This window comes from Burkholderia sp. Bp9090, from assembly GCF_003857985.1.
Classification (GTDB): domain Bacteria; phylum Pseudomonadota; class Gammaproteobacteria; order Burkholderiales; family Burkholderiaceae; genus Burkholderia.
Map to the genome: position 1 here is coordinate 46,665 of NZ_QTPV01000042.1, position 23,393 is coordinate 70,057.

Annotated in this window: 20 protein-coding genes; 14 read left to right on the plus strand and 6 right to left on the minus strand. The window is 61.3% G+C overall.

The features are described 5' to 3' along the window. Positions 1-27 precede the first annotated feature (27 nt). From DIE16_RS28860 to DIE16_RS37310, 4 genes are all read right to left on the minus strand, one after another. The gene (locus DIE16_RS28860; RefSeq protein ID WP_260434463.1) at positions 28-384 is read right to left on the minus strand and encodes a CidA/LrgA family protein; all 357 of its coding nucleotides are present in this window, start codon (positions 382-384) and stop codon (positions 28-30) included. A gap of 271 nt (positions 385-655) precedes the next feature. Beyond that, positions 656-1,858, minus strand: a complete 1,203-nt coding sequence (locus DIE16_RS28865; protein WP_124893888.1) for an MFS transporter — start codon at positions 1,856-1,858, stop codon at positions 656-658. Positions 1,859-2,029: 171 nt separating this feature from the next. Beyond that, entirely contained in the window at positions 2,030-2,206 is a 177-nt protein-coding gene (locus DIE16_RS37305; protein ID WP_260434464.1) for a hypothetical protein, read from the minus strand. A 109-nt stretch (positions 2,207-2,315) separates the two neighbouring features. Further along, positions 2,316-2,723 (minus strand): hypothetical protein, encoded by a 408-nt coding sequence (locus DIE16_RS37310; protein ID WP_260434465.1) that lies wholly within the window; start codon positions 2,721-2,723, stop codon positions 2,316-2,318. 368 nt (positions 2,724-3,091) lie between these two features. Between DIE16_RS37310 and DIE16_RS28875 the strand changes: the two genes are divergently transcribed. The 5 genes from DIE16_RS28875 to DIE16_RS28895 all read left to right on the plus strand — a co-directional run bounded on the left by DIE16_RS28875 (position 3,092) and on the right by DIE16_RS28895 (position 7,807). Then, the gene (locus DIE16_RS28875) at positions 3,092-4,042 is read left to right on the plus strand and encodes a GlxA family transcriptional regulator (protein ID WP_124893889.1); all 951 of its coding nucleotides are present in this window, start codon (positions 3,092-3,094) and stop codon (positions 4,040-4,042) included. Between the two features lie 81 nt (positions 4,043-4,123). Next, positions 4,124-4,939, plus strand: a complete 816-nt coding sequence (locus DIE16_RS28880; RefSeq protein ID WP_124893890.1) for an alpha/beta fold hydrolase — start codon at positions 4,124-4,126, stop codon at positions 4,937-4,939. 189 nt (positions 4,940-5,128) lie between these two features. Further along, the gene (locus tag DIE16_RS28885) at positions 5,129-5,887 is read left to right on the plus strand and encodes an SDR family oxidoreductase (protein WP_124893891.1); all 759 of its coding nucleotides are present in this window, start codon (positions 5,129-5,131) and stop codon (positions 5,885-5,887) included. A 61-nt stretch (positions 5,888-5,948) separates the two neighbouring features. Then, entirely contained in the window at positions 5,949-7,148 is a 1,200-nt protein-coding gene (locus DIE16_RS28890) for an MFS transporter (protein WP_011694847.1), read from the plus strand. A 119-nt stretch (positions 7,149-7,267) separates the two neighbouring features. Beyond that, the gene (locus DIE16_RS28895) at positions 7,268-7,807 is read left to right on the plus strand and encodes a carboxymuconolactone decarboxylase family protein (protein ID WP_124893892.1); all 540 of its coding nucleotides are present in this window, start codon (positions 7,268-7,270) and stop codon (positions 7,805-7,807) included. Between the two features lie 582 nt (positions 7,808-8,389). On the opposite strand, the gene DIE16_RS28905 is transcribed toward DIE16_RS28895, so the two are convergent. Further along, positions 8,390-9,370: a GlxA family transcriptional regulator gene (locus DIE16_RS28905; protein WP_185735530.1), complete on the minus strand. Its 981-nt coding sequence runs from the start codon at positions 9,368-9,370 to the stop codon at positions 8,390-8,392. 559 nt (positions 9,371-9,929) lie between these two features. Between DIE16_RS28905 and DIE16_RS28910 the strand changes: the two genes are divergently transcribed. The 6 genes from DIE16_RS28910 (at position 9,930) to DIE16_RS28930 (ending at position 16,334) form a co-directional block, all read left to right on the plus strand. Next, the gene (locus tag DIE16_RS28910; protein WP_185735529.1) at positions 9,930-10,463 is read left to right on the plus strand and encodes a transposase; all 534 of its coding nucleotides are present in this window, start codon (positions 9,930-9,932) and stop codon (positions 10,461-10,463) included. Between the two features lie 287 nt (positions 10,464-10,750). Further along, on the plus strand, positions 10,751-11,470 hold the full coding sequence (locus tag DIE16_RS28915; RefSeq protein ID WP_124893895.1) for a hypothetical protein: 720 nt from the start codon (positions 10,751-10,753) through the stop codon (positions 11,468-11,470). 233 nt (positions 11,471-11,703) lie between these two features. Continuing rightward, entirely contained in the window at positions 11,704-11,835 is a 132-nt protein-coding gene (locus DIE16_RS37315) for a hypothetical protein (RefSeq protein ID WP_260434466.1), read from the plus strand. Positions 11,836-11,914: 79 nt separating this feature from the next. Beyond that, positions 11,915-14,101 carry a catalase/peroxidase HPI gene (gene katG / locus DIE16_RS28920; protein WP_124893896.1) on the plus strand — a complete coding sequence of 729 codons (2,187 nt, stop codon included), beginning with the start codon at positions 11,915-11,917 and terminating at the stop codon, positions 14,099-14,101. A gap of 102 nt (positions 14,102-14,203) precedes the next feature. Further along, complete coding sequence (locus DIE16_RS28925; protein WP_124893897.1) at positions 14,204-15,037, plus strand: alpha/beta fold hydrolase; 834 nt, start codon at positions 14,204-14,206, stop codon at positions 15,035-15,037. A gap of 202 nt (positions 15,038-15,239) precedes the next feature. After that, positions 15,240-16,334 carry a LysR family transcriptional regulator gene (locus tag DIE16_RS28930; RefSeq protein WP_124893898.1) on the plus strand — a complete coding sequence of 365 codons (1,095 nt, stop codon included), beginning with the start codon at positions 15,240-15,242 and terminating at the stop codon, positions 16,332-16,334. A gap of 323 nt (positions 16,335-16,657) precedes the next feature. Here the strand turns inward: DIE16_RS28930 and DIE16_RS28935 are convergent, their stop codons facing one another. Then, positions 16,658-18,346 carry an FAD-dependent oxidoreductase gene (locus DIE16_RS28935; protein ID WP_124893899.1) on the minus strand — a complete coding sequence of 563 codons (1,689 nt, stop codon included), beginning with the start codon at positions 18,344-18,346 and terminating at the stop codon, positions 16,658-16,660. Between the two features lie 610 nt (positions 18,347-18,956). Between DIE16_RS28935 and DIE16_RS28940 the strand changes: the two genes are divergently transcribed. Genes DIE16_RS28940 through DIE16_RS28950 form a run of 3 tightly spaced genes read left to right on the plus strand, consistent with a single transcriptional unit; the run spans position 18,957 to position 22,956 of the window. Then, positions 18,957-19,412, plus strand: a complete 456-nt coding sequence (locus DIE16_RS28940) for a (2Fe-2S)-binding protein (RefSeq protein ID WP_021162722.1) — start codon at positions 18,957-18,959, stop codon at positions 19,410-19,412. 1 nt (position 19,413) lies between these two features. Further along, on the plus strand, positions 19,414-21,633 hold the full coding sequence (locus DIE16_RS28945) for a xanthine dehydrogenase family protein molybdopterin-binding subunit (protein WP_124893900.1): 2,220 nt from the start codon (positions 19,414-19,416) through the stop codon (positions 21,631-21,633). 15 nt (positions 21,634-21,648) lie between these two features. Continuing rightward, entirely contained in the window at positions 21,649-22,956 is a 1,308-nt protein-coding gene (locus DIE16_RS28950; protein WP_124893901.1) for a cytochrome c, read from the plus strand. Positions 22,957-23,393 lie beyond the last annotated feature (437 nt).

Below are 23,393 nucleotides of genomic sequence, written 5' to 3' on the forward strand. Positions count from 1 at the left end.
TGCAATATGGCCCATGCGGACGCGAGATCAGGTGTTATGTTCGGTCTCCGTTTCGGCAGCGGGCGTTTTGCTGAGTCGCTCCATGATCCATCCGGTGGTCGCGAGACCAAGCAACGTCGAGAGCAAGATGGCGGCCGCGATGCGCCACCAGTCCGCCGTCAACTGGTCGAATGCGGTCATCAGGCCGGTGGCGGGTGGCGCGAACAGCATCGCGAGCCACGACAGCAGGTCGTCGCCGAATTTCTCGAGGTCCGGCGATGGCCCGCTCTTCCAGATCAGGATGCCGAGCAGGAGCAGCATCCCGATCAGCGGGCCGGGGATCGGTGCGCCCGTTAGCTGCGCGAGCAGCTCGCCGACGAACTGGTTGGCGAGAAGGGTCGACAACGCACTCAACATGATGGCTATGCCTCGAGAAGGACACGTGAACGCGCGTTCGCGCGGACTGAGCAGTCGTCGGGATTGTCGACCTTCGCTCGGCTCTCGAGTAGCGCGAAATGGCGAGAAACAGTTTCGGCAATAGACGGAAAAAGCGGTTGACGAGCGCAACGGAACGGGCGCCACGCGGTGCGGCGGGCCTGACATTCGGTCACCGCGACGCGCACGCGGATGCGCACGGCCCGCACGCGACGCGGCTGCATGGAGTGCGTCGCCGGGTTCAGGATTGAAGCGATGCACTGCACGTGGCGGCACTGAGTCTCCCGTTGACCGCGGCGCGCGACACGAGCAGGCTGCCGGTCGCCTGCGCGAGAAACGCGAGCGAATTGCCGACCGAGCCTGTCAGGCCGAAGGCGGGATAGACCCAGCCGGCGATGGCCGAGCCGACGCCGATGCCGCAAAACACGTACGACGCGGTCAACGCCAGCGCAATACCTCGCCATTGGGGCATCAGTTCGACGATGCGCCGTTGCTGCGACGGCCACAGCAGGTCGCTCGCGAACGCCCACGCGGGGAGCGCGACGAACGGCAGACGCAGGCTCGGCGGCGTGAAGCGGAGAAACACGAGGTCGAGCGCGAGCAATGCGAGGCCGGCAAACAGCATCGCTTCGGCGCGGTAGCGGCGCGCGGCGGGCATCACGAACAGGTTGCCCACGATGCCCGCGACGTCCAACACGATCAGCGCGGTCGACACCGTATCGGCGCTGGCGTGGAACACGTCGCGAATGATCGGCGCGATGAACGCATAGGTCGAATAGACGCCGGCCGCGATGAAGAAGACCACCAGAAACGCGCTGAGCGTATCGGTGGGCGTCAGCAGCGACGCAATCGTCGCGAATTTGAGGGTTTCCCCTCGGCTCGTGTCCGGAACGGCGCGAACGATCACCGCGGCGGTCACCGCGCCTGCGAGTCCAATGACGAGAAAGAGCACGCGAGCGCCCCATGCGCGTGCGATCCACGCGGACAGCGGCATTCCTACCAAACCGGCGACGCTCAGGCCGAGCAGCACGACGGCGATCGCGTTGCCCTGTTGATCGCGTTCGACGAGGCTCGAGCCCAACGCGCCGAGCACCGGGCCGATGAATTCTGCGCCGAGGCCCATCAGCACGCGCGACAGCAGCGGCACCGGACAATTCGGCGCGGCTGCGAGCAGCAGGGCGGCCGCGCTGAACAGCGTCAGGCCGAGCAATACCTGGCGGCGGCGCAGATGGCCGAAGCCGACCTGCAGCAGCGGCGCTGCAAGCGCAAACCTGACGCCGAACACGGTCACGAGGTACACGCTTGGCGAATCCGCGAGCCCCCACTGATGCGAGATCGAATCGAGGCTGCCGACGACGGAGAGCGCGCCCGTCGCCTGGACGAAGTATGCGAGACTCAAGACGCGAAGCGCGCGGGTCGTGCGCGCTGAAATGGGCGTAGTCATGGTGGGTCCTTTCGAGCCTGGGAAGCGCGCTCCGGAAAGCCGGGTGGACGCGCGCGGGGGCGGCCGGCCAACCGCCGAGTGCGTGGACAACCAGCTCGGCCGCGACGTGCCATGCGCCCACCGCGCAGATCAGCAGCCCGAGCGCTCGACGTAGCGGGTAGGACATCGGCATCAACCGGCGGTCAACGACGTGTAACTGGCCGCCTTCGTGACATCGGCCTGCGGATTGGAGATCGCGTTTTGCATCACGCCGACGACCTTTCCGCCGCTGATCAGCGCAGGCGCATCGTGGCTCGGCAGCAGAAACCGGCTCGTTGCGAGCGCGCGCTTTTCGTCGAGCGTCGACATTGCGCGGTTCGCGGTGATCGTGGGTTCGTGCGCGGCCTGATCGAGGATCGGGTCGATCAGTTGGTCCTGCAGGTTGTATGCGATATCGTCGTAGATGTTCGCGATGCCTTCATCGGTTTCGACGAACCGAAAGCGAACCCGGCGTGCGACCGCCGGACAGGCGGACCGCGACGCCCGGAACGATCTCTTCCTCGAAGGTACCGTCGACGTCGAGCAGACGGATCGCGCCGCGCGTGTGCAGGCGGTCGATCAGATGTTTCGTATCGGCGGCGGTGTACATCAGCGGGCCCATGATCCCCGAGGCGGTGAATTCGAGCTCGCGGCGCGAGATCGCGACGGTGGCCGTCATCGGAAACCGGTCGGTCATGCCGACGTGATCGATATGCGCATGCGTGCGCACGATGTGGCGGATACCCTGCGTGTTGCCGCCAGCCCTTTCCCGTGTCGAACCAGACATCGGCGCAAAGACCCCCACGAGTGCAACTTGAGCACCCATGATTGCAATGTGATCGAGCAAGGCCGCCAGGAATCTGGCATGGCAGTTGCGATTCTTCAGAGCACGACGGCGCACTCATCGGACCGCGGTGGCGACGGAAAGGGCTGCGAGCCTGTTGCAGTTGCACCTGAACACCACTCGACCTTCGTGGCTCGCCTCCGGTGACGACATTGGTGCGCTACGTACGACTTCATGAATTCACGAGCATTTCGCATTTCCGGGCTGACAATGACCGGCGAAGTGATACTTTTACTTGTCAAATTGCGATAACTATATTCTCGTTTACGCCATCGTGATCGGATGGGTGTCAAGCACCACGAATTCTGGTGTTCCCTGCAAGATCGCGGCAAAATTATTATGATCCTGCATTTTTTTGGGACGAAGACTTGATGCGACAGGTCGGCTTGATTCTTGAAGACGGGTTCCAACTGATGGGGCTGGCTGCGCTGGCGGCCTTTGAGCTCGCCAATGCTGAGCTTGGCGACGATGGCTACCGGCTGACTTTACTGTCCGAACATGGCGGCACGGTTCACTCCTCGATGAACGCAGGCATTGAAACCGTGCCGGTGGACATCGTGCCCGATACGCTTATGGTGGCTGGCGAACTGGTTCCCAAGAGCGTTTCGGCCGGACTGTGCACCTATGTTGCCCGCGCCGGTAGCGAAGCCAGACGGGTGGCAGGGGTTTGCACAGGTGCCTTTGTGCTGGCACAGGCGGGTCTTTTGGATGGGCGCACGGCAACGACCCATTGGGCGCATGCGCGCGATCTGCAATTGCGCTTTCCGAAGGTGCGGGTGGATGACGACCGTATCTTCATCCGTGACGGCAATATCTGGACCTCGGCGGGCATGTCCTCGGCGATCGACCTGACGTTGGCATTGCTTGAAGATGATCACGGCTCAGCTCTGTCCCGGTCCATCGCCCGCAAACTGGTCGTCTATCATCGCCGCCCGGGCGGGCAGTCTCAGTTCTCGGCGATGTTGGAGCTGGAACCGCGCTCCGACCGAATTAAGCGCGCCCTGACCTATGCGCGCGAAAACCTGCGCAATCCGCTGTCGATCGAGGAACTGGCCGAAGCAGCCAGCCTGTCGCCGCGCCAGTTCAGTCGCGTGTTTCGCGAAGAGACGGGGCAGTCTCCAGCCAAAGCGGTCGAGCGGCTGCGCCTGGAGGCCGCGCGTGTGATGCTGGAGGATGGGCGCCATCCGCTAGACATCGTTGCACGCGACACCGGCTTTGTTGACCGCGACCGGATGCGGCGCGCCTTCCTGCGCAACTATGGGCAAGCGCCCACAAGCCTGAAGCGCGACCCGAAGCCAATGGAAGACGGCACAGTCACATGACCTGATTAGACGCCTTTACGTCATTCAAGCTTCCCTGTCTCGAGATAACCTGCCGGCATCACAACGGGATGGGGGAATGACATGGGCGACACCTCGCGCATCGGCTGGCTGAACACTCGCCGTGGCAAACTCGCCACCATGCAGGACGGACCGGACGGTGGCGTACCTCTGGTTTTGCTTCAGCGTTTCCGTGGCACCATGGACGACTGGGATCCGGCGTTCATCAAGGTCTTGTCGGCCGACAGGCGGGTGATTCGGTTCGACAGTGCCGGCATCGGTCGATCCGAAGGTCGGGTGCCGGAAACGATTGCCGAAATGGCGGTAGTCGTTGCCGAGGTCGTCGAGGAACTGGGGCTAGGGCAGGTCGACGTCCTCGGTTGGTCTCTCGGCGGCGTTGTCGCTCAACAGCTTGCGCTGGACGCTCCACATCTCATCCGTCGCCTGATTGTCGCGGGGTCCAGTCCGGGCGGCATCACGGAAGGCCCTCAGCCTCACCCCCGTGTGCCGCAAGTCATGTCGCACAGCGTAAACGACGCCGCCGATTTCCTGTTCCTGTTCTACCCCGAATCCGAAACAAGTGTCGCTGCGGGCAAAGCTTCGCTGAATCGCATTGCCGAGCAGTCGCATGTGGGGCCAGCGGTCACGGCCGAGGCTTTCATGGCGCAGATCAAGGCCATTTCGACTTGGCCGGGCGTCTTGCACCGCGCAAAAGAATTGCGCATGCCGGTCCTGGTCGCCAACGGCGCGCATGACGTCATGTTGCCGGCCTATCGGTCCTATGTCCTGTCGCAGCAAGCGCCGGACGCCAAGCTGATTCTCTACCCAGACGCGGGCCATGCTTTCCTGTTCCAGGAAATCGACGACTTCGCGGCGCAGATCGATCTGTTTCTGGAGTAATGGTCCTTCGGCCGCTGCCTGGGGAGAGCGCAGGATTCTCATGGGAACCAGCTGACGACCGGGTATTCGTTCCCGTCACGAGTCTTGCATGACTGTTATCGCCGTTTATATGTCATTTGAGGTGCAACCCAACTCGCGCATAGTTCATACATCGAAAGCGCCATGGTGGCGCAAGGGAAATGAAGAATCATGCAGATGACGGGCAATACCATTTTCATCACGGGCGGCACTTCCGGCATTGGTCGCGCGCTGGCCGAGCAGTTTCACGCACTAGGCAACAAGGTCATCATCGCCGGGCGCCGCAAGGCTCTGCTCGATGAGGTCACGACAGCCAATCCGGGCATGGAAGGTGTGGCGCTGGACATTTCGGATGCGGCCGACATCGACCGCGTCGCAGCGCAGGTGATTCGCGACTATCCGTCGCTGAACGTGTTGATCAACAATGCCGGGATCATGCCGTTTGATGATCCTTCCGGCCGGATCGATGATACCGTCTCCCGCCAAATCCTCGACACGAATCTGCTGGGTCCGATTCGTCTGACCTCGGCGTTGATCGAGCACCTCAAGGCGCAGCCTCGCGCGACGATCATCTACAACACCTCGGTGTTGGCCTATGTGCCGATCGCGACCAACGCGGTCTATTCAGCCTCGAAGGCGGCGCTGCATTCGTATGCATTGTCGCAACGCTTCATGCTCAAGGGCACGAGCGTGTCCGTGCAGGAAATCGCGCCTCCGTGGGTCGACACCGACCTCATCAAGAAGAGTGGCGACCCGCGCGCCATGCCGCTCGATGCATTCATCGCAGAAACGATGAAGGGCCTGGCGACCGAAGAGCCCGAAGTCTTTGTCGAGGCGATTCGCGCGCTGCGCGACAATCCCGGCCTGGGCGAACACGCGCTGATCGATGGCTTCAACGCCGAGATCGCCGCGAACCCTATCCCGGTCTGACGCATCCGGCCATACCATTGAGTCCGCACGGGTGCGGACCCACATCAACGAGACTCGCGTCATGAACGTGTCGCTCGCCGTGAACTCCCGAGCCGCGCTCATGCCGGCCGGGTTCCTTGCCCTCGGAACGTTCGCCATCGGCACCGAGGGCTTTATGATTGCGCCGCTGCTGCCGGTCATGGCCAAGGACTTCGGTTTGCCGGTCCCGACCGTTGCGGTGCTCGTCATCGTCTTCACCCTTGTGTTGGCGCTGTCATCACCGATCTCCACGGTTGCCACCGGCCGGATGGCGCGCAAGTGGGTCTTGCTCGCAGCCATGTCGCTGTTCGCCATCGGCAACGTGACGGCGGCGGTGTCCGCATCGTTCGCCTTGCTGATCGGAGCACGGGTATTGATGGCTATCGCTGCAGGCCTGTATGTACCAGCGGCCAATGGGCTCGCCGGTGTCATCGTGCCGCCGAGCATGCGAGGCCGCGCACTCGCCATCGTCAGCGCGGGCCAGACATTGGCCATCGCACTCGGACTGCCGCTAGGCGGGATGATCGGTCACGCTTTCGGTTGGCGTGCGACCTTTCTGCTGGTCGGCGCAATGAGCGTCATCGCCATTGCGGGCATCTTCGCGGGTATTGCCCGCGACGCCGGAGAGGGAGTTGCCGTGGCGAGCCTGCGCGAACGTGTGTCCGTGATCCGCCAGGCTCCGATTCAGCGCTTGCTTGGAGTCAGCCTGTTCTGGTCGATCGGCGCCTTTGCTGCCTATCCGTACATCGCGGAATACCTGGATGCCGTCCTTGCTTTCGGCCCGAATGCAATCACGGCGACGGTTTCTCTATGGGGGCTTTCTGCGGCAGCAGGGGTGATGACTGGAGGTGTGTTCAATGACCGCTTCGGGGCCAATCGGGTGGTGCACGGATCGCTGATGCTGCTGGGCCTGTCGTTCCTGGCGCTGGCTATCGCCTCGCGTCTGCCGCCGCAGGTTGCCCTGGTTCCGGTGCTTGTTGCAGTCGCTGTCTGGGGCTTTACTGTCTGGTCGTACTTCCCGGCCCAGATGTCGCGGCTCATCGCGGCCGGCGCGCCGGCGCAAGCGCCGGTTGCCCTCGCGCTCAATACGTCCACCATGTACTTCGGTTTTTCTGTCGGCAGTACCTTGGGCGCCGCAGTGTTGAGCTCAGGCGCTGTCTGGGGCATCGGAGCCGTGGCGGCGCTGGCCGAACTGATCGCCTTGGCTCTCAACGCGGTCCTTAGCAGAAACGCCCGTGCCTGAAACTGGACGATGCTTGTACGGTGCCCTCGGTGCCTGACCGATTCAATCAACAAGACTTCTATCAAATTTCGATGGCGAATGGCTCGCCCGCGAAGACAACCTCAAATGGAGCTGACCAAATGACTGCCCGGATCAATACGCCTGCCGCTGCTGCGGCCACTGGCGCGACCGCCGACGTTTTTGCCACCATCCGCAAGGCGGTGGGCATGGTTCCGAACGCTTATGCGGCCATCGGTGCTCTGAATACGCCTGCGCTGCAGGCGATTCTTTCCGCCGACGCGGTGCTCTCGAAGGGCTCGCTGTCCGCACAGGATTGCGAAACGATCAAACTCGTGGTCAGCGCCATTTCCGGTTGCGACTACTGCGTGGCAGCACATAGCCTGGCCAGCAAGGCATCCGGTATCGCGGTCGATTCCGTGCGCGCGATTAGGGCCCTGGAGCCCACTGGTGACGCACGTCGCGATGCGCTGATTCGGTTCATTCGGGTTCTTCAGGAAAGCCGCGGAACAATTGCTTCAGAGGAATTGGAGGCTTTCCGGTCAGCAGGATACTCGGACGAGTCCGTCGTTGATGTTGCTCTGGCCATCGCGCTCATCACGTTCACGAACGTATTCAATCGAGTGAATGACACGGTCGTGGATTTCCCCGCGTTGAAGTAGGGCATCCGCTACTGGACAGGAACTCGATGCTCCGCAGGAATGTCATTCGTCGTCGATCGGACTGTCGACAGTGTGCCGGGCGCGACCACGCAATCGACGTTCCGGTGCCTGCGGCATGTGCGGCTGATGTTTGAGCTGCTGGACTGTGCAATTGGCGAGCACATGCCGAAGCCGAATCGCTGACGATCGAATCGAATGATGATATCGACAGCTTCTTTCGTTTGATGTCTGAGGCGGCGCCCTTGAACTATCAGGTGATGCTAATGATTGGCATCGCGATGCAGGTTCAGGTGGCGTCGACTTTTCCGATCAGTGGGTGTGTCCACCTTGACGCTCGGCGTTCGCGGTCATTTGTCGGTCGAAGACCGATGTCCGCGACGGAAATCGTGATCGGCAATGTCGTCATATCTCCGCGCGACACAAGCGTGGCACCGGGCTATTGCGTGTCGTTCGTCGAGGGCGGCTTGACGTTGCCAGATTGGCGACTCGATTGGGCGTGGTGAGGACAGGATCAACGCCGCTCATGGTGGTTGATCGGCCGAGAACGCGAGATCAATTACTCGTCCCGCGCGTGCCAGTTCGTCAGGCAGCTTCGCTTAGTTCCTCGGGCTGATCTTCGATCGAATTGCGAACGGATCTTCTCACCGCCTGAGGAGTCAGGCCGTAACTGCGAACGAACGCTTCGCGGAGGTGATTGCGGTCGCGAAATCCCGTTTCGCGTGCAATGGTATCGAGCGTATGCCGGCCGCGCTCGATCAGGACCCTTGCCGCTTCGAGTCGCAGCCGCTTGATCGCGTTGGCAGGAGACTCGCCAGTCTCCGCGAGGAAGATGCGCGCGAATTGCCGAGTGCTGATATGTGCGGCTCGTGCGAGATCGCTGACGCGCAAGGGCCCTGCCAGATTGGCGCGAGCGTATTCGAGCGCGAGTTGTATCCGGTCGGACTTGGGAGCTAGTGCCAGCAACTCGGATTGTTGCGATTGCCGGCCCGAACGTCGTTGATTCATCACGAGTGCACGCGCAACCGAGTTCGCAAACTCGGGGCCGATATCTTCTTCCACCATACCGAGCGCGAGATCCATGGCTGCAGTCAGCCCGGCGGACGTCCAAATCGGGCCATCGGTAATAAAGATCCAGTCGCGCACGACTTGGGCAAGCGGCAAGCGCCGTTGCAGTTCGTCTGCATAGGCCCAGTGGGTTGTGGCACGTCTTCCATTGAGCAGGCCCGCCTCGCCGAGGATGAATGCACCTGTACATAGCCCGGCCACGCGCCGGGCACTGCTGCTAATCTCTTTGATGAATTGAAGTTCGGCGGCCGATGAGGTCCGGGTGCCCGGATTAATCACACCTCCGATCATCCATGTATCGGCTGCAGCGGCCGTGTTTGCGGGTTCAGTCAGAACCGAAAGACCGAGCGACGAACGAACCGGCCCGCCGGCGACGGAAACATTCGTTAGATGGTAAATCTGCTCTTTTGCTACGACGTTCGCAATCTCGAACACAGCCTGAGTCCCGATTGCCATCACCTGGAAACCTTCCGTCAGGAGAAAACCAATTCGATGCATTTTGCCCACCAAGTCTCTCATCAAAATGGTGAATTATAGGGGGTGTAGTGAAGTAATGCAGGGATCCGAAATTATTTTTATAAGGTGACGATCATTTGTGTAGGGACCAGAATTTTATTGTGGGAATTGACCACGGAACGTTGTGCGCCGACATCTCGTCGTCATATCCCAACATATGGAAAGGCCGTGCTTCGGTAGATGGATGCGTTCTGATGGTGCCGCACCAAAATAGGGCTATTTGTAGACTCAATGTGACGCGTAGGACAGGGTCGATGTTTGTCTCAAATCATACTCATAAATGTCCTTTGAGAATTGGTAAGCAGCGTTGATCATAGGAGCCGCGGCAATGCAGCATCAGTCAGGTTGGGCATGAAGAAGGTTACGTGCGACGGTGCACCATGAACCGCGTGACAACAGTTCGTGCTCTTTCATAAGTTATCGATTTTTTGTCAGAAAGATGAGCAGGCACGCAAGCAACACGCGAGATTCAAGGGTGCGATATCGCGCCGGGAACCGAGTGGGCTGCAACGCCGGACTGATCAACAGAGATATCGGTACGATGCGAGACGACGAAATCGCCATTGCGAGTGCGGCCGATGCCGAACTGAAGCGTGATTGCACACGCCTGCGCGACGATGCACCTATTGGGGCATTGTCTGGTCTGAAGGCCGTGCTCAGCTTGCCGCTGAGTGTTTTGCAGGGTTCCGCGCGGAGTCTTCGTGATCTGGATTTCTCTATCACCCTGCCCGGGCCGAGCTACACGGTGCTCTGCTGTTGGTCGCAAAAGAACGAGGTTCAACAGAAGCTTTTTCAAAGCACCGAGCCGATTGATCCGGCGGTCGACAGCACGGGGATGAAGGTCCGTAGTGAAGGCGTGCAGAGAGTTCGTACGCATGGCCGAGAATGGGGGGCAAGTGGCTACCTCATCGTTCGCTTGCCGAGGCAGTCACGTATCGGTATCAAGCACCTACTGGCCCCTGAATGCGATTTCGGCGCGTCGACGTGCAGGCGAATGAACTGCCGATTAGGATCAATCAATCGCACGACTGAGATCGCAGGCTCACAGTCTGTCTGCGTTGCAAATCGTGAATAAAAATATCACATCGTCCGTGTGTTGGATTTGCTGGAGAAGTATATTGTCTCATTTTTTTATCGATATAAAGATTTCGTCTAGCATGTCTGATTTATAGTATTTAGATGCGTATTGGTTATATCGAATGTCGTACTCTTCAGTGGCCTATTTGCTTTTTTTGGGATTTATCCGTTTATCGAGGTGCTCAAACTAGATCTGGCATGGATTGGTTGCGATATCAGTTTTTGAATTGATGTGGGGTTCTGAACGATTCCGTCTATGAACTATTTAAACTTTGGGGTGAAGAAATGAATAAAGTCGCTCAAAGCATTATCGATGCGCATGGCGGGATCGAGCAATGGCGGACATTTCGGGAGGTCCGTGCCGATCTGATTCAGGGCGGCGCGCTGTGGGGATTGAAAGGGCAGAGCGGCGTGCTGGATCGCACGCGTGTCTCGGTTGCAACGGATCGCCAGTGGGCATCGCATGCACCGTTCGCGACGGTGGCCGCGCGAAGCGAGTTCACTGGTGATCGCATTGCGCTCCTCGACGACTCGGGGCGCGTCATTGAAGCCCAGGCGCAGCCGCGCGAATTGTTCGCTGGCCACACGCTGGAGACGCCGTGGAATGCGTTGCAGTTGGCCTTTTTTGCCGGATGTGCGATGTGGACGTATCTGAATTCTCCGTTCCTGCTTGCTTTCGATGGTGTCGAATGTGAAGACGTCGGACCGTGGTCGGAGCAAGGTGAATGGTGGCGGAAGATCCGTGTAGTGTACCCCGCGACGCTCGAAGTATTCAGCAAGGTGCAGGCAATGTATGTCGGGCCCGACAACTTGATTCGCCGTTTGGATTATGACGTAGAGATTGCCGGAAACACGCCTGGCGCGCACTACGTGAGCGACTATGTGACCGTCTCCGGCATCCGAGTTCCGATGCGTCGTCGGATTTATCCGCGCATGCCTGACGGTACTTCGATTTCCGAACCACTGGTCGTATCAATTGATCTGGAGAACATCGAACTCCTTTGAATCGGTAGGGAGCGATATAGCTCGTCCGACGGGGCGTGTTGTCCCGTACGGAAACGTTTGTGCGTCGACGTGCCACGGGCGATTGAAGCCAGGAAGGCAACTCGTGTCGATAGGCCAGCCGGCTCGACTGGACGTCATGCTGCTGAAGCCTATTTGCTCTCGCCGAATTGGGAGTTCAAATTCGCGCGATCGATGTTCCGCATCTGATCGATGCGAGCAGGTTCCGGACGACCATGAGTAAGAATGCAAGTGAGGTCACCGAGAACGCCGGGCCTGCGCTCAAGATGGTCGCGAGCAACAAAGCCGTCTGGAAGATCGTTACGGAAGGTGTTCCGCCATTTTTTTACTTTGCAGATTTGCAGTGAAGAGTTCCGGGATCAGTGAACGCTCGGATATACGTTGATTTACTGAAGATTGCGTATTTGCAACACGAGGAGAATCCAGATGTCGAATGAGGGAAAGTGCCCGTTTAACCATGGAAAGCGTAACGGGACGACGAACCGCGACTGGTGGCCGAACCAGTTGAACCTCAAGATTTTGCACCAGCATTCGAGCGAGGCGGATCCGATGGATCCGGGCTTTGATTATGCTGAAGCATTCAATAGTCTGGATCTGGCTGCGGTCAAGGCCGATCTGCGCGCGCTGATGACGGCATCGCAGGACTGGTGGCCGGCGGACTTCGGTCACTACGGGCCGTTTTTCGTGCGCATGGCGTGGCATAGTGCCGGCACATACCGGACGGGGGATGGCCGCGGTGGTGCAGGGCGAGGTCAACAGCGATTCGCACCCCTGAATAGTTGGCCGGACAACGTCGGGCTGGACAAGGCCCGGCGATTGATCTGGCCGGTCAAGCAGAAATACGGACGCAAGATTTCGTGGGCGGACCTGATCGTACTGACTGGCAACGTGGCGCTGGAATCGATGGGCTTCAAGACGTTCGGCTTCGCGGGCGGCCGGGAAGACTCGTGGGAGCCGGACGAGGACGTTTACTGGGGCATGGAATCGACCTGGCTGGACGACAAGCGCTACAGCGGCGATCGTCAGCTCGAGACGCCGCTGGCGGCAGTGCAGATGGGGTTGATCTATGTGAACCCGGAAGGCCCGAACGGCAACCCCGACCCGTTGGCGTCGGCGCGCGACATCCGTGAGACCTTCGCACGCATGGCGATGAACGATGAGGAAACCGTCGCCCTGATCGCGGGCGGCCACACGTTCGGCAAGACCCACGGTGCGGGTGATGCGTCGCACGTCGGGCCTGAGCCCGAAGCGGCACCGCTCGAACAGATGGGGCTGGGCTGGAAGAGTTCGTTCGGGTCAGGCAAGGCGGGCGATGCGATCGGCAGCGGCCTCGAGGTGATCTGGACGTCGACGCCGACGCAGTGGAGCAACAATTTCTTCTGGAATCTATTCGGCTACGACTGGGAGCTAACGAAGAGTCCGGCTGGCGCGCATCAGTGGCAGCCGAAGGGCGGCGCCGGTGCGGACAGTGTGCCGGATCCGTTTCAACCGGGCAAACGCCGTGTACCGACGATGCTGACCTCGGATATTGCGCTGCGTGCCGACCCGACTTACGAGAAGATCTCGCGCCGCTTCTTCGAGAATCCGAACGAGTTCGCCGAGGCATTCGCGCGCGCGTGGTTCAAGCTGACGCACCGTGACATGGGGCCGCGCGTGCGTTATCTGGGTCCGGAAGTGCCCAGCGAGGAATTGCTGTGGCAGGATCCGATTCCGATGCCGGATCATCCCCAGGTAGACGAACAGGATGTGAGCGCGCTGAAGGCCAAGGTGCTCGCATCGGGTCTGTCGGTCTCAGAACTGGTCTCCACTGCGTGGGCGTCGGCTTCGACGTTCCGCGGTTCGGACAAGCGCGGCGGAGCGAACGGCGCGCGTGTGCGTCTCGCGCCACAGAAGGACTGGGAAGTGAACCGGCCGGCGCAACTGGCCACGGTGCTGGAGGTGCTGGGCGCGCTGCAGGTGGAATTCAACCGTGCGGCCACGGGCGGCAAGCAGGTTTCGCTGGCCGACCTGATCGTGATCGCGGGGAATGCGGGTGTCGAGCAGGCCGCAGCAGCAGCCGGGGTCGAGATCACGGTGCCGTTCACGCCGGGGCGCGGCGATGCAAGCGCCGAGCAGACGGATGTCGATTCGATGGCGGTTCTCGAGCCGATCGCTGACGGCTTCCGCAACTACCTGAAAGGTGCATATACGATCCCGGCAGAGAAGTTGCTGATCGACAAGGCGCAACTGCTTTCGCTATCGGCGCCGGAGATGACGGTGCTGATCGGTGGCCTGCGCGTGCTCGGCACGAACGTGGGCGATTCGAAGCACGGCGTGTTCACGGACCGTCGCGAAGTGCTGACCAACGACTTTTTCCGCAATCTGCTCGACATGGGCACGGAGTGGAAGCCGACCTCGGAGGCCAACGAAGCCTATGAAGGTCGGGATCGTGCGACGGGCGAGCTCAAGTGGCTGGCCTCGCGTGTCGACCTGGTGTTCGGTTCGCATTCGCAACTGCGCGCGCTGTCGGAAGTGTACGGCAGCGAGGATTCGCAGCAGAAGTTCGTGCGTGACTTCGTTGCCGCGTGGACGAAGGTGATGAACGCCGATCGTTTCGATATCAAGCACAATTAACGGAAGTACGGTCGGATGGCGTGTCATGGTCCGATGCCGTTACGCGCCGTCCGCCGATACGCCGAACATGTATTCAATTCAAGACAAGTTTGGAGTTGCGCAATGAGTTACTTTAAGTCGGGTGACGATACCGAAATTTTCTACAAGGACTGGGGCCATGGCACGCCCGTTGTTTTCTCGCACGGCTGGCCGCTGACTTCGGATGCATGGGATGCGCAAATGCTGTTCTTCGGCGGTCGCGGCTACCGGGTCATTGCGCACGACCGTCGAGGACATGGTCGCTCGGCGCAGCCGTGGGACGGCAATGATATGGATACCTATGCGGACGATTTGGCTGCGCTGCTCGATCACCTTGACGTGCGCGGTGCGATGCTGGTGGGCCATTCCACGGGTGGCGGCGAGGTGGCGCACTACATCGGCCGTCACGGCACGGCACGTGTAGCGAAAGTGGTGCTGATCGGTGCGGTACCGCCGATCATGCTGAAGACGGAAGCGAACCCGGGTGGCTTGCCGATGGAAGTGTTCGACGGTATTCGCGAAGGTGTTTTGAAGAACCGCTCGCAGTTTTACAGGGATCTGGCGGTGCCGTTCCACAACTTCAATCGTGAGGGTGCGACGGTTTCGCAGGGGACGATAGATTCGTTCTGGTCGCAGGGCATGATGGGCTCGATCAAGGGCCAGTTCGACTGTATCCGGGAGTTCTCGGAAGTGGATTACACCGAGGATCTTCGAAAGATCAACGTGCCGGTACTGGTGTTGCACGGAGACGACGACCAGATCGTTCCGATCGACGCGTCGGCGCGCCGGACGGCCGCGATTGCGCCGAATGTGACGCTGAAGGTGTATCCGGGCGGATCGCACGGGATCGCGATCACGCACGCCGATCAGGTCAATGCGGATCTGCTCACTTTCTTCGAGAACACGACACGCAAGTAAGGCAGAACTTGGGCCGGATGCTGGCGATGATCGAGTTCGGCCCGGGACCTGCCGATGACCTGAAATGCCGATGGGTGAGCAAGATGGGTCGTCGGTTATTGAATCAGCAGACGTAAATTCCAAACCGATTGGATTGTGAGGAGATGATTGGATTTTTACGGGCTTGATACTGCCATTCCTCAGAATTCGTTCGGAGAAAACCATGGAAATCACACTGCAGGCGATGTCGATTTTCACGTACATCGTGCGTGTGGGAAGCTTCACGGCAGCGGCAAAACTGCTTGGCATCAGCGCCGGAACGGCCAGTCGCCTGGTACGCAATCTCGAGAATCATCTCGGCGTGACCCTGTTGCAGCGCTCCACGCGATGCGTGCGCTTGACTACCGAGGGCGCGCAGTATTTTGAGCACTGCGAGCGGGTGCTGGGCGAGATCGAAGAAGTGAAGGCTCATCTCGCCGGCGCGCGGGAGGTGGCGCGTGGCCGCTTGTCGGTGGACATCGATCAGGAGATCGCTCATACAGTGTTGCCGCTGATCCCGGAGTTTCGCCTGATGTTTCCGGAAGTGGAACTTCGCCTAGAAATCGGTGGCGATCCGGGCGGCCTGGTCGAGCACGGAATCGATTGTGCGATCGCGGTAGGGCCGCTGCCGGATTCGTCGCTCCGCGGGCGACGCATTGGCGACTTCAACGCAGTGACGGTCGCGAGCCCGGCCTATCTGTCCCGACGCGGCATTCCGCATGAGCTTGGCGATTTGGATCGCCACGACATCATTCATTATTCCCCCCGCCGTTTCGGCCCCGTGCGTGACTTCAGATATTGCGTGGACGGATGCGAGGTGAGCTTGAAATTTCCCGAGCGGATCTCCGTGAGTGATGCGCGTTCGGCAGTTCAGTTCGCTGTTGAAGGTATCGGAATCGCACAGGTGTGCGGCCGAATGGTAGTGAACGAAATAGCCAATGGGCGTTTGGTGAGTCTCTTAGCCGAAAATCGTCCGACATCGCTGCAGATCTTTGCCCTTTATGTGGGCCAGCGCTACATTCCGAGGTCGATTCGTGCTTTCATCGACTGGCTCGAGATCCAGCTGCGTTGGAGGAATGCGAATGTGATTGCTCCATCAATGATGGAGATTGGAAAATCGCGCGCATTGCAGTCGTGTTGGGGCACGGACGCTTCGCGCGGCAAAACGCAGTTTGCAGCGGAGTCTGAAGGGGCACAGCACCTCGTTCTCGGACGTGCGAAATCCGACATGCACGTTGAACTGGATCTGACTGCTCTCCATGCGATGCTTGAAATCTGACCGGGTGACGTGTTCTTGCCGGACGGTACTGCGCTTCTGCTTCCATGGAAAGCGTGAAAGACGGAAGTCGATGTGTTGTGCCTTATCGGCGGCGGAGCCCGTTGCGAAGTCAACGTATCTGCAAGAGTCAATGTCGTGTGTTAACGGGCCACGACGGCTGCTTGCATTGCCGTCACCTATCCGGAAGACGGGCGAGAAAGTTGCTCGAGCACGGTGATGACGCTCGACAATTCGTGTGTCTAGACAGCGCCGGACCGGTTGCATTGGGCGCTGTCTCGGGTGATGGTGGCATCACCGTTACCGCGCCCGTTATCGACGCTGTTTTATGCGGTCATGCTGGCAAGAAACTTGTGAAGCTGCGAGACGACCGCTGCTCCATCGCCGACAGCGGCCGCCACGCGCTTGGTGGAATCATGCCGCACGTCTCCGGCACAAAATACGCCACGGACACTGGTTTCATGCTCTCCAGCTTGTGCGGAAACGCCGGATCCCGTTAGCACAAAGCCAGATGTGTCGACGGTAACTCCACATCCATCAAGCCACGAGGTGTTAGGTGTCGCCCCGATAAACAGGAAGACGTGCTCGGTTTTCTTCGATGTGCGCTTTCCGTCGGAGCCGGTAATCTCGATCTCCTGCAGCTCATCCTCACCGCGAAACGACGCAATCTGCGTATTGAAGTGAATGTCAATGTTGTCCAGTGATTCGATGCGATCGATGAGATAGCGCGACATGCTGTCGGATAGATTCGGTCCCCGGACAAGCATGCTGACATGTTTCGCGTGCGATGACAGATAGACGGCCGCCTGTCCGGCCGAGTTTCCGGCGCCGACAAGTACGACATTTTTCCCCGCGCATAGTTTGGCTTCTACCGGCGAGGCCCAGTAATACACGCCTCGCCCCTGAAAACGCTCGATCCCTTCGATCGCAGGCTTGCGGTAAGCCGCGCCTGTAGCTATGACGACCGAATGGGCCCGCACCGCGCCGTTATTGCCGAGCCGGAGGCGAAATGGAGATGTGTCACATTCCAGGGCTTCGACATCCACCGGGATCGCGACGCGCGCACCGAATTTCTGAGCCTGGATATATGCGCGTGCGGTCAATGCATACCCTGATATACCAGCCGGGAAACCGAAGAAGTTCTCGATACGCGCGCTCGCGCCTGCCTGTCCGCCTGGTGCGTGGTTATCCAAAATGACGGCAGCTAGGCCTTCCGATGCTGCATATACCGCAGTGGCGAGGCCGGCAGGGCCCGAGCCGACGATCGCGACATCGAACACTTCGGCTTCGTCAAAATCGGGAACGAGGTCGAGCGCTGTCGCCAGTTCGGTTTCGGTTGGCGCGCAGAGAACCTTTCCGTCCGGGCAGATAATGAGCGGATAGTTTTCGGAATCGGTGGGGTATTGATTGACGTAGCGCGCAATCTCGAGATCCGTACTATCGACGACGGTGTGGGGAATGCTGTTCCGTGTGAGAAAGTTCTGAAGTGCATTGAGAGTCGGCGAATTTGATTCCGTGACGATGACGATGCCGCTGCCGCCTTCGACGAGTCCAGCTCGCCGCAGGATCAAGGCTCTCATGATGCGCTCGCCGAGTTCTGCTTCTGCGATCAACAATGCGCGCAGCCTGGCCGGTGTAACTTGAAGTGCGCGGACGTTGCCAGCGGCATCGCCATCAACCAGGCATCTCGCTCCTGATATCTGGCCAACCTCGGCGACGAAATGATGATCCCCCAGTTCTTTGACAACAATCTGTCGGTTCAGTGCATCCCGGCGAGTGACGCGAATCGAGCCCGAAAGGATGACGAACATACCGAAGCCCGGCTCGCCCACACGGAAGATCTGATCGCCGTCGTTCCACTCGCGGACTTCACCGAATCGCGTGATTCGGTGTATTTCCGCTTCGCTGAGTAATGGGTATCGCTCTCGTTGGTAATCGGTGTCACCAATCGCAACCGGGCTGGACAGTGGGTTGGTATCGCCTTGCTTACCATCATCATTTGAGCGTACGTGCATGGCTGAAGTAGAAAGAGAATTCTGGACAGTGTGCGAAATACGGATGTCGATCGCGCTGGGAGGAGCATTGCTTGACTCGAGAGCAAAGTGTACGACGTCCGAGGCGGGAGTCCCACTATACGTGGGTATGTAGGCCCGGTGTGACAAGGTTACCGTGCCAGAAGCGGAGCGAGCGGAGTCGGCAAAGTTGGGGGCGCCCCGTCCGCTTGTCCGAAATCCTAGCCGTAAATGTCGTTGTAGAGACTATGGGTGGTGGCGGATTTTCGGCATGATATTCGCGCCAATCGCGGGTGGTTATGGTCGACGGCGCGAGTAGCGTCAATGAGATTGTCCGCACCCTCGCGGAGGTTGCTTGACCGCTGCGGACGCGCTTGCCAGGCAATGTCGGACTGAATCGATGCGATCCGGCATTGCTGCTTCAGCGGCTGTCCGCGCCGGGTATGTGATACGCGAAATATTCGCCGGTGGCGTCGCGCGTCGTGGTATTGACGCACATATGGTGCGGACGCCAGGCTTATTCGGAGCGTGCCGTGCAGTGATGGCTCGCTCAGTGGCAGCAACAGAGGCGCGCGCCGGCGGCGCTTCCCCAATTACCGGCCCTGGAGGCTGAATGGTCACCCTCAACATCAACGGCGAAACCCGCACGGTCGACGCCCCCGACGATATGCCCTTGCTCTGGGTACTGCGCGACGTCGTCGGCCTGACCGGCACCAAGTTCGGCTGCGGAATCGCGCAATGCGGCGCGTGCACCGTGCATCTCGACGGCGTCGCCGCGCGTTCGTGCGTCCTGCCGGTCGCGGCCGTCGCGGGCCGCAAGATCACGACGATCGAAGCCGTCGGCGCGACGCCGGCCGGCCACAAGGTCCAGCAGGCATGGCGCGAGCTCGACGTCGTCCAGTGCGGCTACTGCCAGTCGGGGCAGGTGATGGCGGCCACCGCGCTGATCGCATCGAACCCGAACCCGAGCGACGCCGACATCGACGCGGCAATGGCCGGCAACATCTGCCGCTGCGGCACGTACAACCGGATTCGCGCGGCCGTGAAGCAAGCCGCGAAGGAGGCCTGACATGTCGCGAGGATTGATCGAAGCAGGTCGGGTCGGCGCGGGCGTGTCGCGCCGTTCGTTCCTCAAACTCGGCATGTCGCTTGGCGCGGCGGCCGGCGGCGGATTGCTGCTCGGCTTCAGCCTGCCGGCGGCGGGCGACGATGCGCGGCGCTCGGTGATCGGCGGTGACGCGGCCGAACCGGCGCAGCCCGGCGTGTTCGCGCCGAACGCGTTCGTGCAGATCGACCGTGCCGGCAAGGTCACGCTGGTGATGCCGAAAGTCGAGATGGGGCAGGGTGTCTATACGGCGCTGCCGATGCTGATCGCCGAGGAGCTCGAAGTGCCGCTGTCGAACGTGACGCTCGACCACGCGCCGCCGAACGAGAAACTGTTCATGGATCCGCTGCTCGGCGGCCAGCTCACCGGCGGCTCGACGTCGGTGCGTTATGCGTGGGAACCGATGCGCCGCGCGGGCGCCACCGCGCGCACCCTGCTGGTCTCGGCGGCCGCGAAACAATGGAACGTCGATCCGGCCACCTGCCGCGCGGCGAACGGCGAAGTGCAGCATCCGCCCAGCGGCCGGCGCGCATCGTACGGCCAGTTGGCCGACGCTGCGGCGAAACTGCCGGTGCCGAAGGACGTCGTCCTGAAGAAGCCCGAGGATTTCAAGCTGATCGGCACGCCCGCGAAGCGCCTCGACTCGCCGGAGAAGGTCGACGGCACCGCGCAGTTCGGGCTCGACGTGCGCCTGCCCGGCATGCTGTACGCGGTGATCGTGAACAGCCCGGTATTCGGCGGCACGGTCGCGAGCGTCGACGATACGGCCGCGAAAAAGATTCCCGGCGTGCGCCAGGTCGTGCGCGTCGACAACGCGGTCGCGGTGGTCGGCGATCACACGTGGGCCGCGAAGCGCGGCGCATCGGCACTCGTCGTGAAGTGGAACGAGGGCGCGGGCGCGAAGGTGTCGACCAAGGATCTGTTCGCGGATCTCGCGCAGGCGGCGGCGAACGGCAAGGGCGCGGTCGCACGCAAGGAAGGGGACGTCGGCAAGGCATTCGCGAACGCGAAGACGCGTGTCGACGCCGTCTACGAACAGCCGTTGCTCGCGCACGCGACGATGGAGCCGGTGAACTGCACGGTGCATGTGCGCGGCGACGGCTGCGAGATCTGGGTCGGCACGCAGGTGCCGACGCGCGCGGTTGACACAGCGCAGCAACTCACGGGCCTGTCGCCCGACAAGATCGTCGTGCACAACCATCTGCTCGGCGGCGGCTTCGGGCGTCGGCTCGAGACCGACATGATCGGCCAGGCCGTGAAGGTCGGCAAGCAGGTCAACGCGCCGGTGAAGGTGATCTGGACGCGCGAGGAAGACGTTCAGCACGACATGTACCGGCCGTGCTACTACGACAAGATTTCGGCCGGCCTCGACGCGAACGGCAAGCCCGTCGCATGGCAGCACCGAATCGTCGGTTCGTCGATCATGGCACGCTTCGCGCCGCCCGCATTCCAGAACGGCGTCGATCCCGACGCGGTCGAGGTCGCGGCCGAACTGCCGTACGACCTGCCGAACCAGCTCGTCGACTACGTGCGCCAGGAGCCGCGCCACGTGCCGACCGCGTTCTGGCGCGGCGTCGGGCCGACCCGGGGCACGTTCGTCGTCGAGAGCTTCATCGACGAACTCGCCGCGCAGACCAAGACCGACCCCGTGCAATATCGCCGCGCGCTGCTCGACAAGACGCCGCGCGCACGCAACGTGCTCGACGTCGCGACGAAGGCCGCCGGCTGGGGCGCGTCGTTGCCGAAGGGGCAGGGGCGGGGCGTGTCGGTGATGCACGCGTTCGGCAGCTTCTTCTCGATCGTCATCGACGTCGCGGTGGACGGCGGCGAGGTGCAGGTCAAGCGCGCCGTGTGCGCGGTCGATTGCGGGATGGTCGTCAATCCGAACACGATCGAGGCGCAGGTGCAGGGCGGCATCATCTTCGGGATCACGGGCGCGCTGTACGGCGAGATCACGATCGAGGACGGCCGCGTGATGCAGAGCAACTTTACCGACTACCGGGTGATGCGGATCAACGAGACGCCGCCGATCGAGGTCCATCTGGTGAAGAGCGGCGAAGCGCCGGGCGGGATCGGCGAGCCGGGCACGGCGGCGACGGCGGCGGCGCTGTCCAACGCGATCTTCGCGGCGACCGGCAAGCGGCTGCGCAAGCTGCCGGTCGGCGACCAGCTGAAGACGGCTTGAGGGGAGGCGACGATCATGCGAAACCTCACCCTGAATACGTTCCGTGCATCGCTGCTCGCGCTGTCCGCCATGCTGGCCGGCCCGGCCGCGCAGGCCGCGCAGACGGCGCAGACGGCACCGGCCGACAGCGCGCTCGTCGCGCGCGGCGCATACCTCGCGAAAGCGGGCGACTGCGTCGCGTGCCACACCGCGCCGCGCGGCACGCCGTTCGCCGGCGGCCTGAAGATGGTCACGCCGATGGGCGCGATCTACACGACCAACATCACGCCCGATCCGGAAACGGGCATCGGCGGCTATACGGAAGCCGAGTTCGCCGGCGCGTTGCGCAAGGGCGTCGCGAAGGACGGCCACAACCTGTATCCGGCGATGCCGTATCCGTCGTACGCGAAGCTGAAGGACGAGGACGTCAAGGCGCTGTACGCGTACTTCATGCACGGCGTCGAACCGGTGAAGCAGGCGAACCGGCCGTCCGACATCCCGTGGCCGCTCAACATGCGCTGGCCGCTCGCGTTGTGGAACATGGTGTTCCTCGACACGACGCCTTACGCCGACAAGCCGGCCAAGGACGCGATGTGGAACCGCGGCGCGTACCTCGTGCAGGGGCTCGGGCACTGCGGGTCGTGCCACACGCCGCGCGGCGTCGGCTTCCAGGAGAAGGCGCTCGACGAAGGCGGCGCGGCGTTCCTGTCGGGTGCGCCGATCGACAACTGGTTCGCATCGAACCTGACCGGCGAGCCCAACACGGGGCTCGGCCGCTGGAACGAGGCCGAGGTCGCGCAGTTCCTGAAGACCGGCGCGAACCGCCATGCGACCGCGTTCGGTTCGATGGTGAGCGTGATCAACCACAGCACGCAGGCCCTCACGGACGACGATCTGGCGGCAATCTCCCGTTACCTGAAATCGCTGCCGGCGGCAGGCGGCACAGGGGCGCCGCCGTACAGCTACGATCCGAAGGCGACGCAGGTCGCGCTGGGCCGGCCGGCAGCCGATCCGGGCGCGAAGGTGTATAACGCTTACTGCCTGCATTGCCACGGCGCGGACGGGCGCGGCTACGCGCCGCTGCTCGCGCCGCTCGCCGGCAATCCGAACGTGCTCGAAGGCGATGCCGCGTCGCTGATCAACGTGACGCTGAACGGCAGCGAGACGCTCGTGATCGATGGCGTGCCGTCCGCTTATCCGATGCCGGCGTTCTCGAACCAGTTGAACGACCAGCAGATCGCCGACGTGCTGACCTTCATGCGCGCCGGCTGGAACAACGGCGCGCCGGCCGTGCAGGCGGCGGACGTCGCGAAACTCCGCAAGGCGACGGCGAACATGCAATGAATGGCTGAGTCACTGTAAGGCACCCTGAAGTGACTGGCGTTCCCGTTGACCGAAATCGACGGGGCCGTATAACTTCATTGTTCGTAGGCGCCCAGCATTAGCAGACCTACGAACTTTGTCAGCTGCTGTAGAGGGGGCTCGGCCTCAGGTGCTACTGATCAATCGTAATCGCTGTGAACGCTTATATTTGTCGTCGCGAGAGGCGAACGCCCCGGCGGGCCGACGGCCGTCTTCTCTCCGCGTGCAGAGAGAATTCGATGGAAATGGAAGAGTACTCGAGCACTTCGACGGGGCTTCCGCTTTCGAAGCAACTAGTGGCTTCCCCATATTTGACATAATGGAATTTGGCGCCAAAAAGTCTTGTAGTAGCTTTTTAGAAATGTCGTGTTCTGGCTACTTAGAAATGTCGTGTTTTGACCTCGGTATGCTGGCCGGTT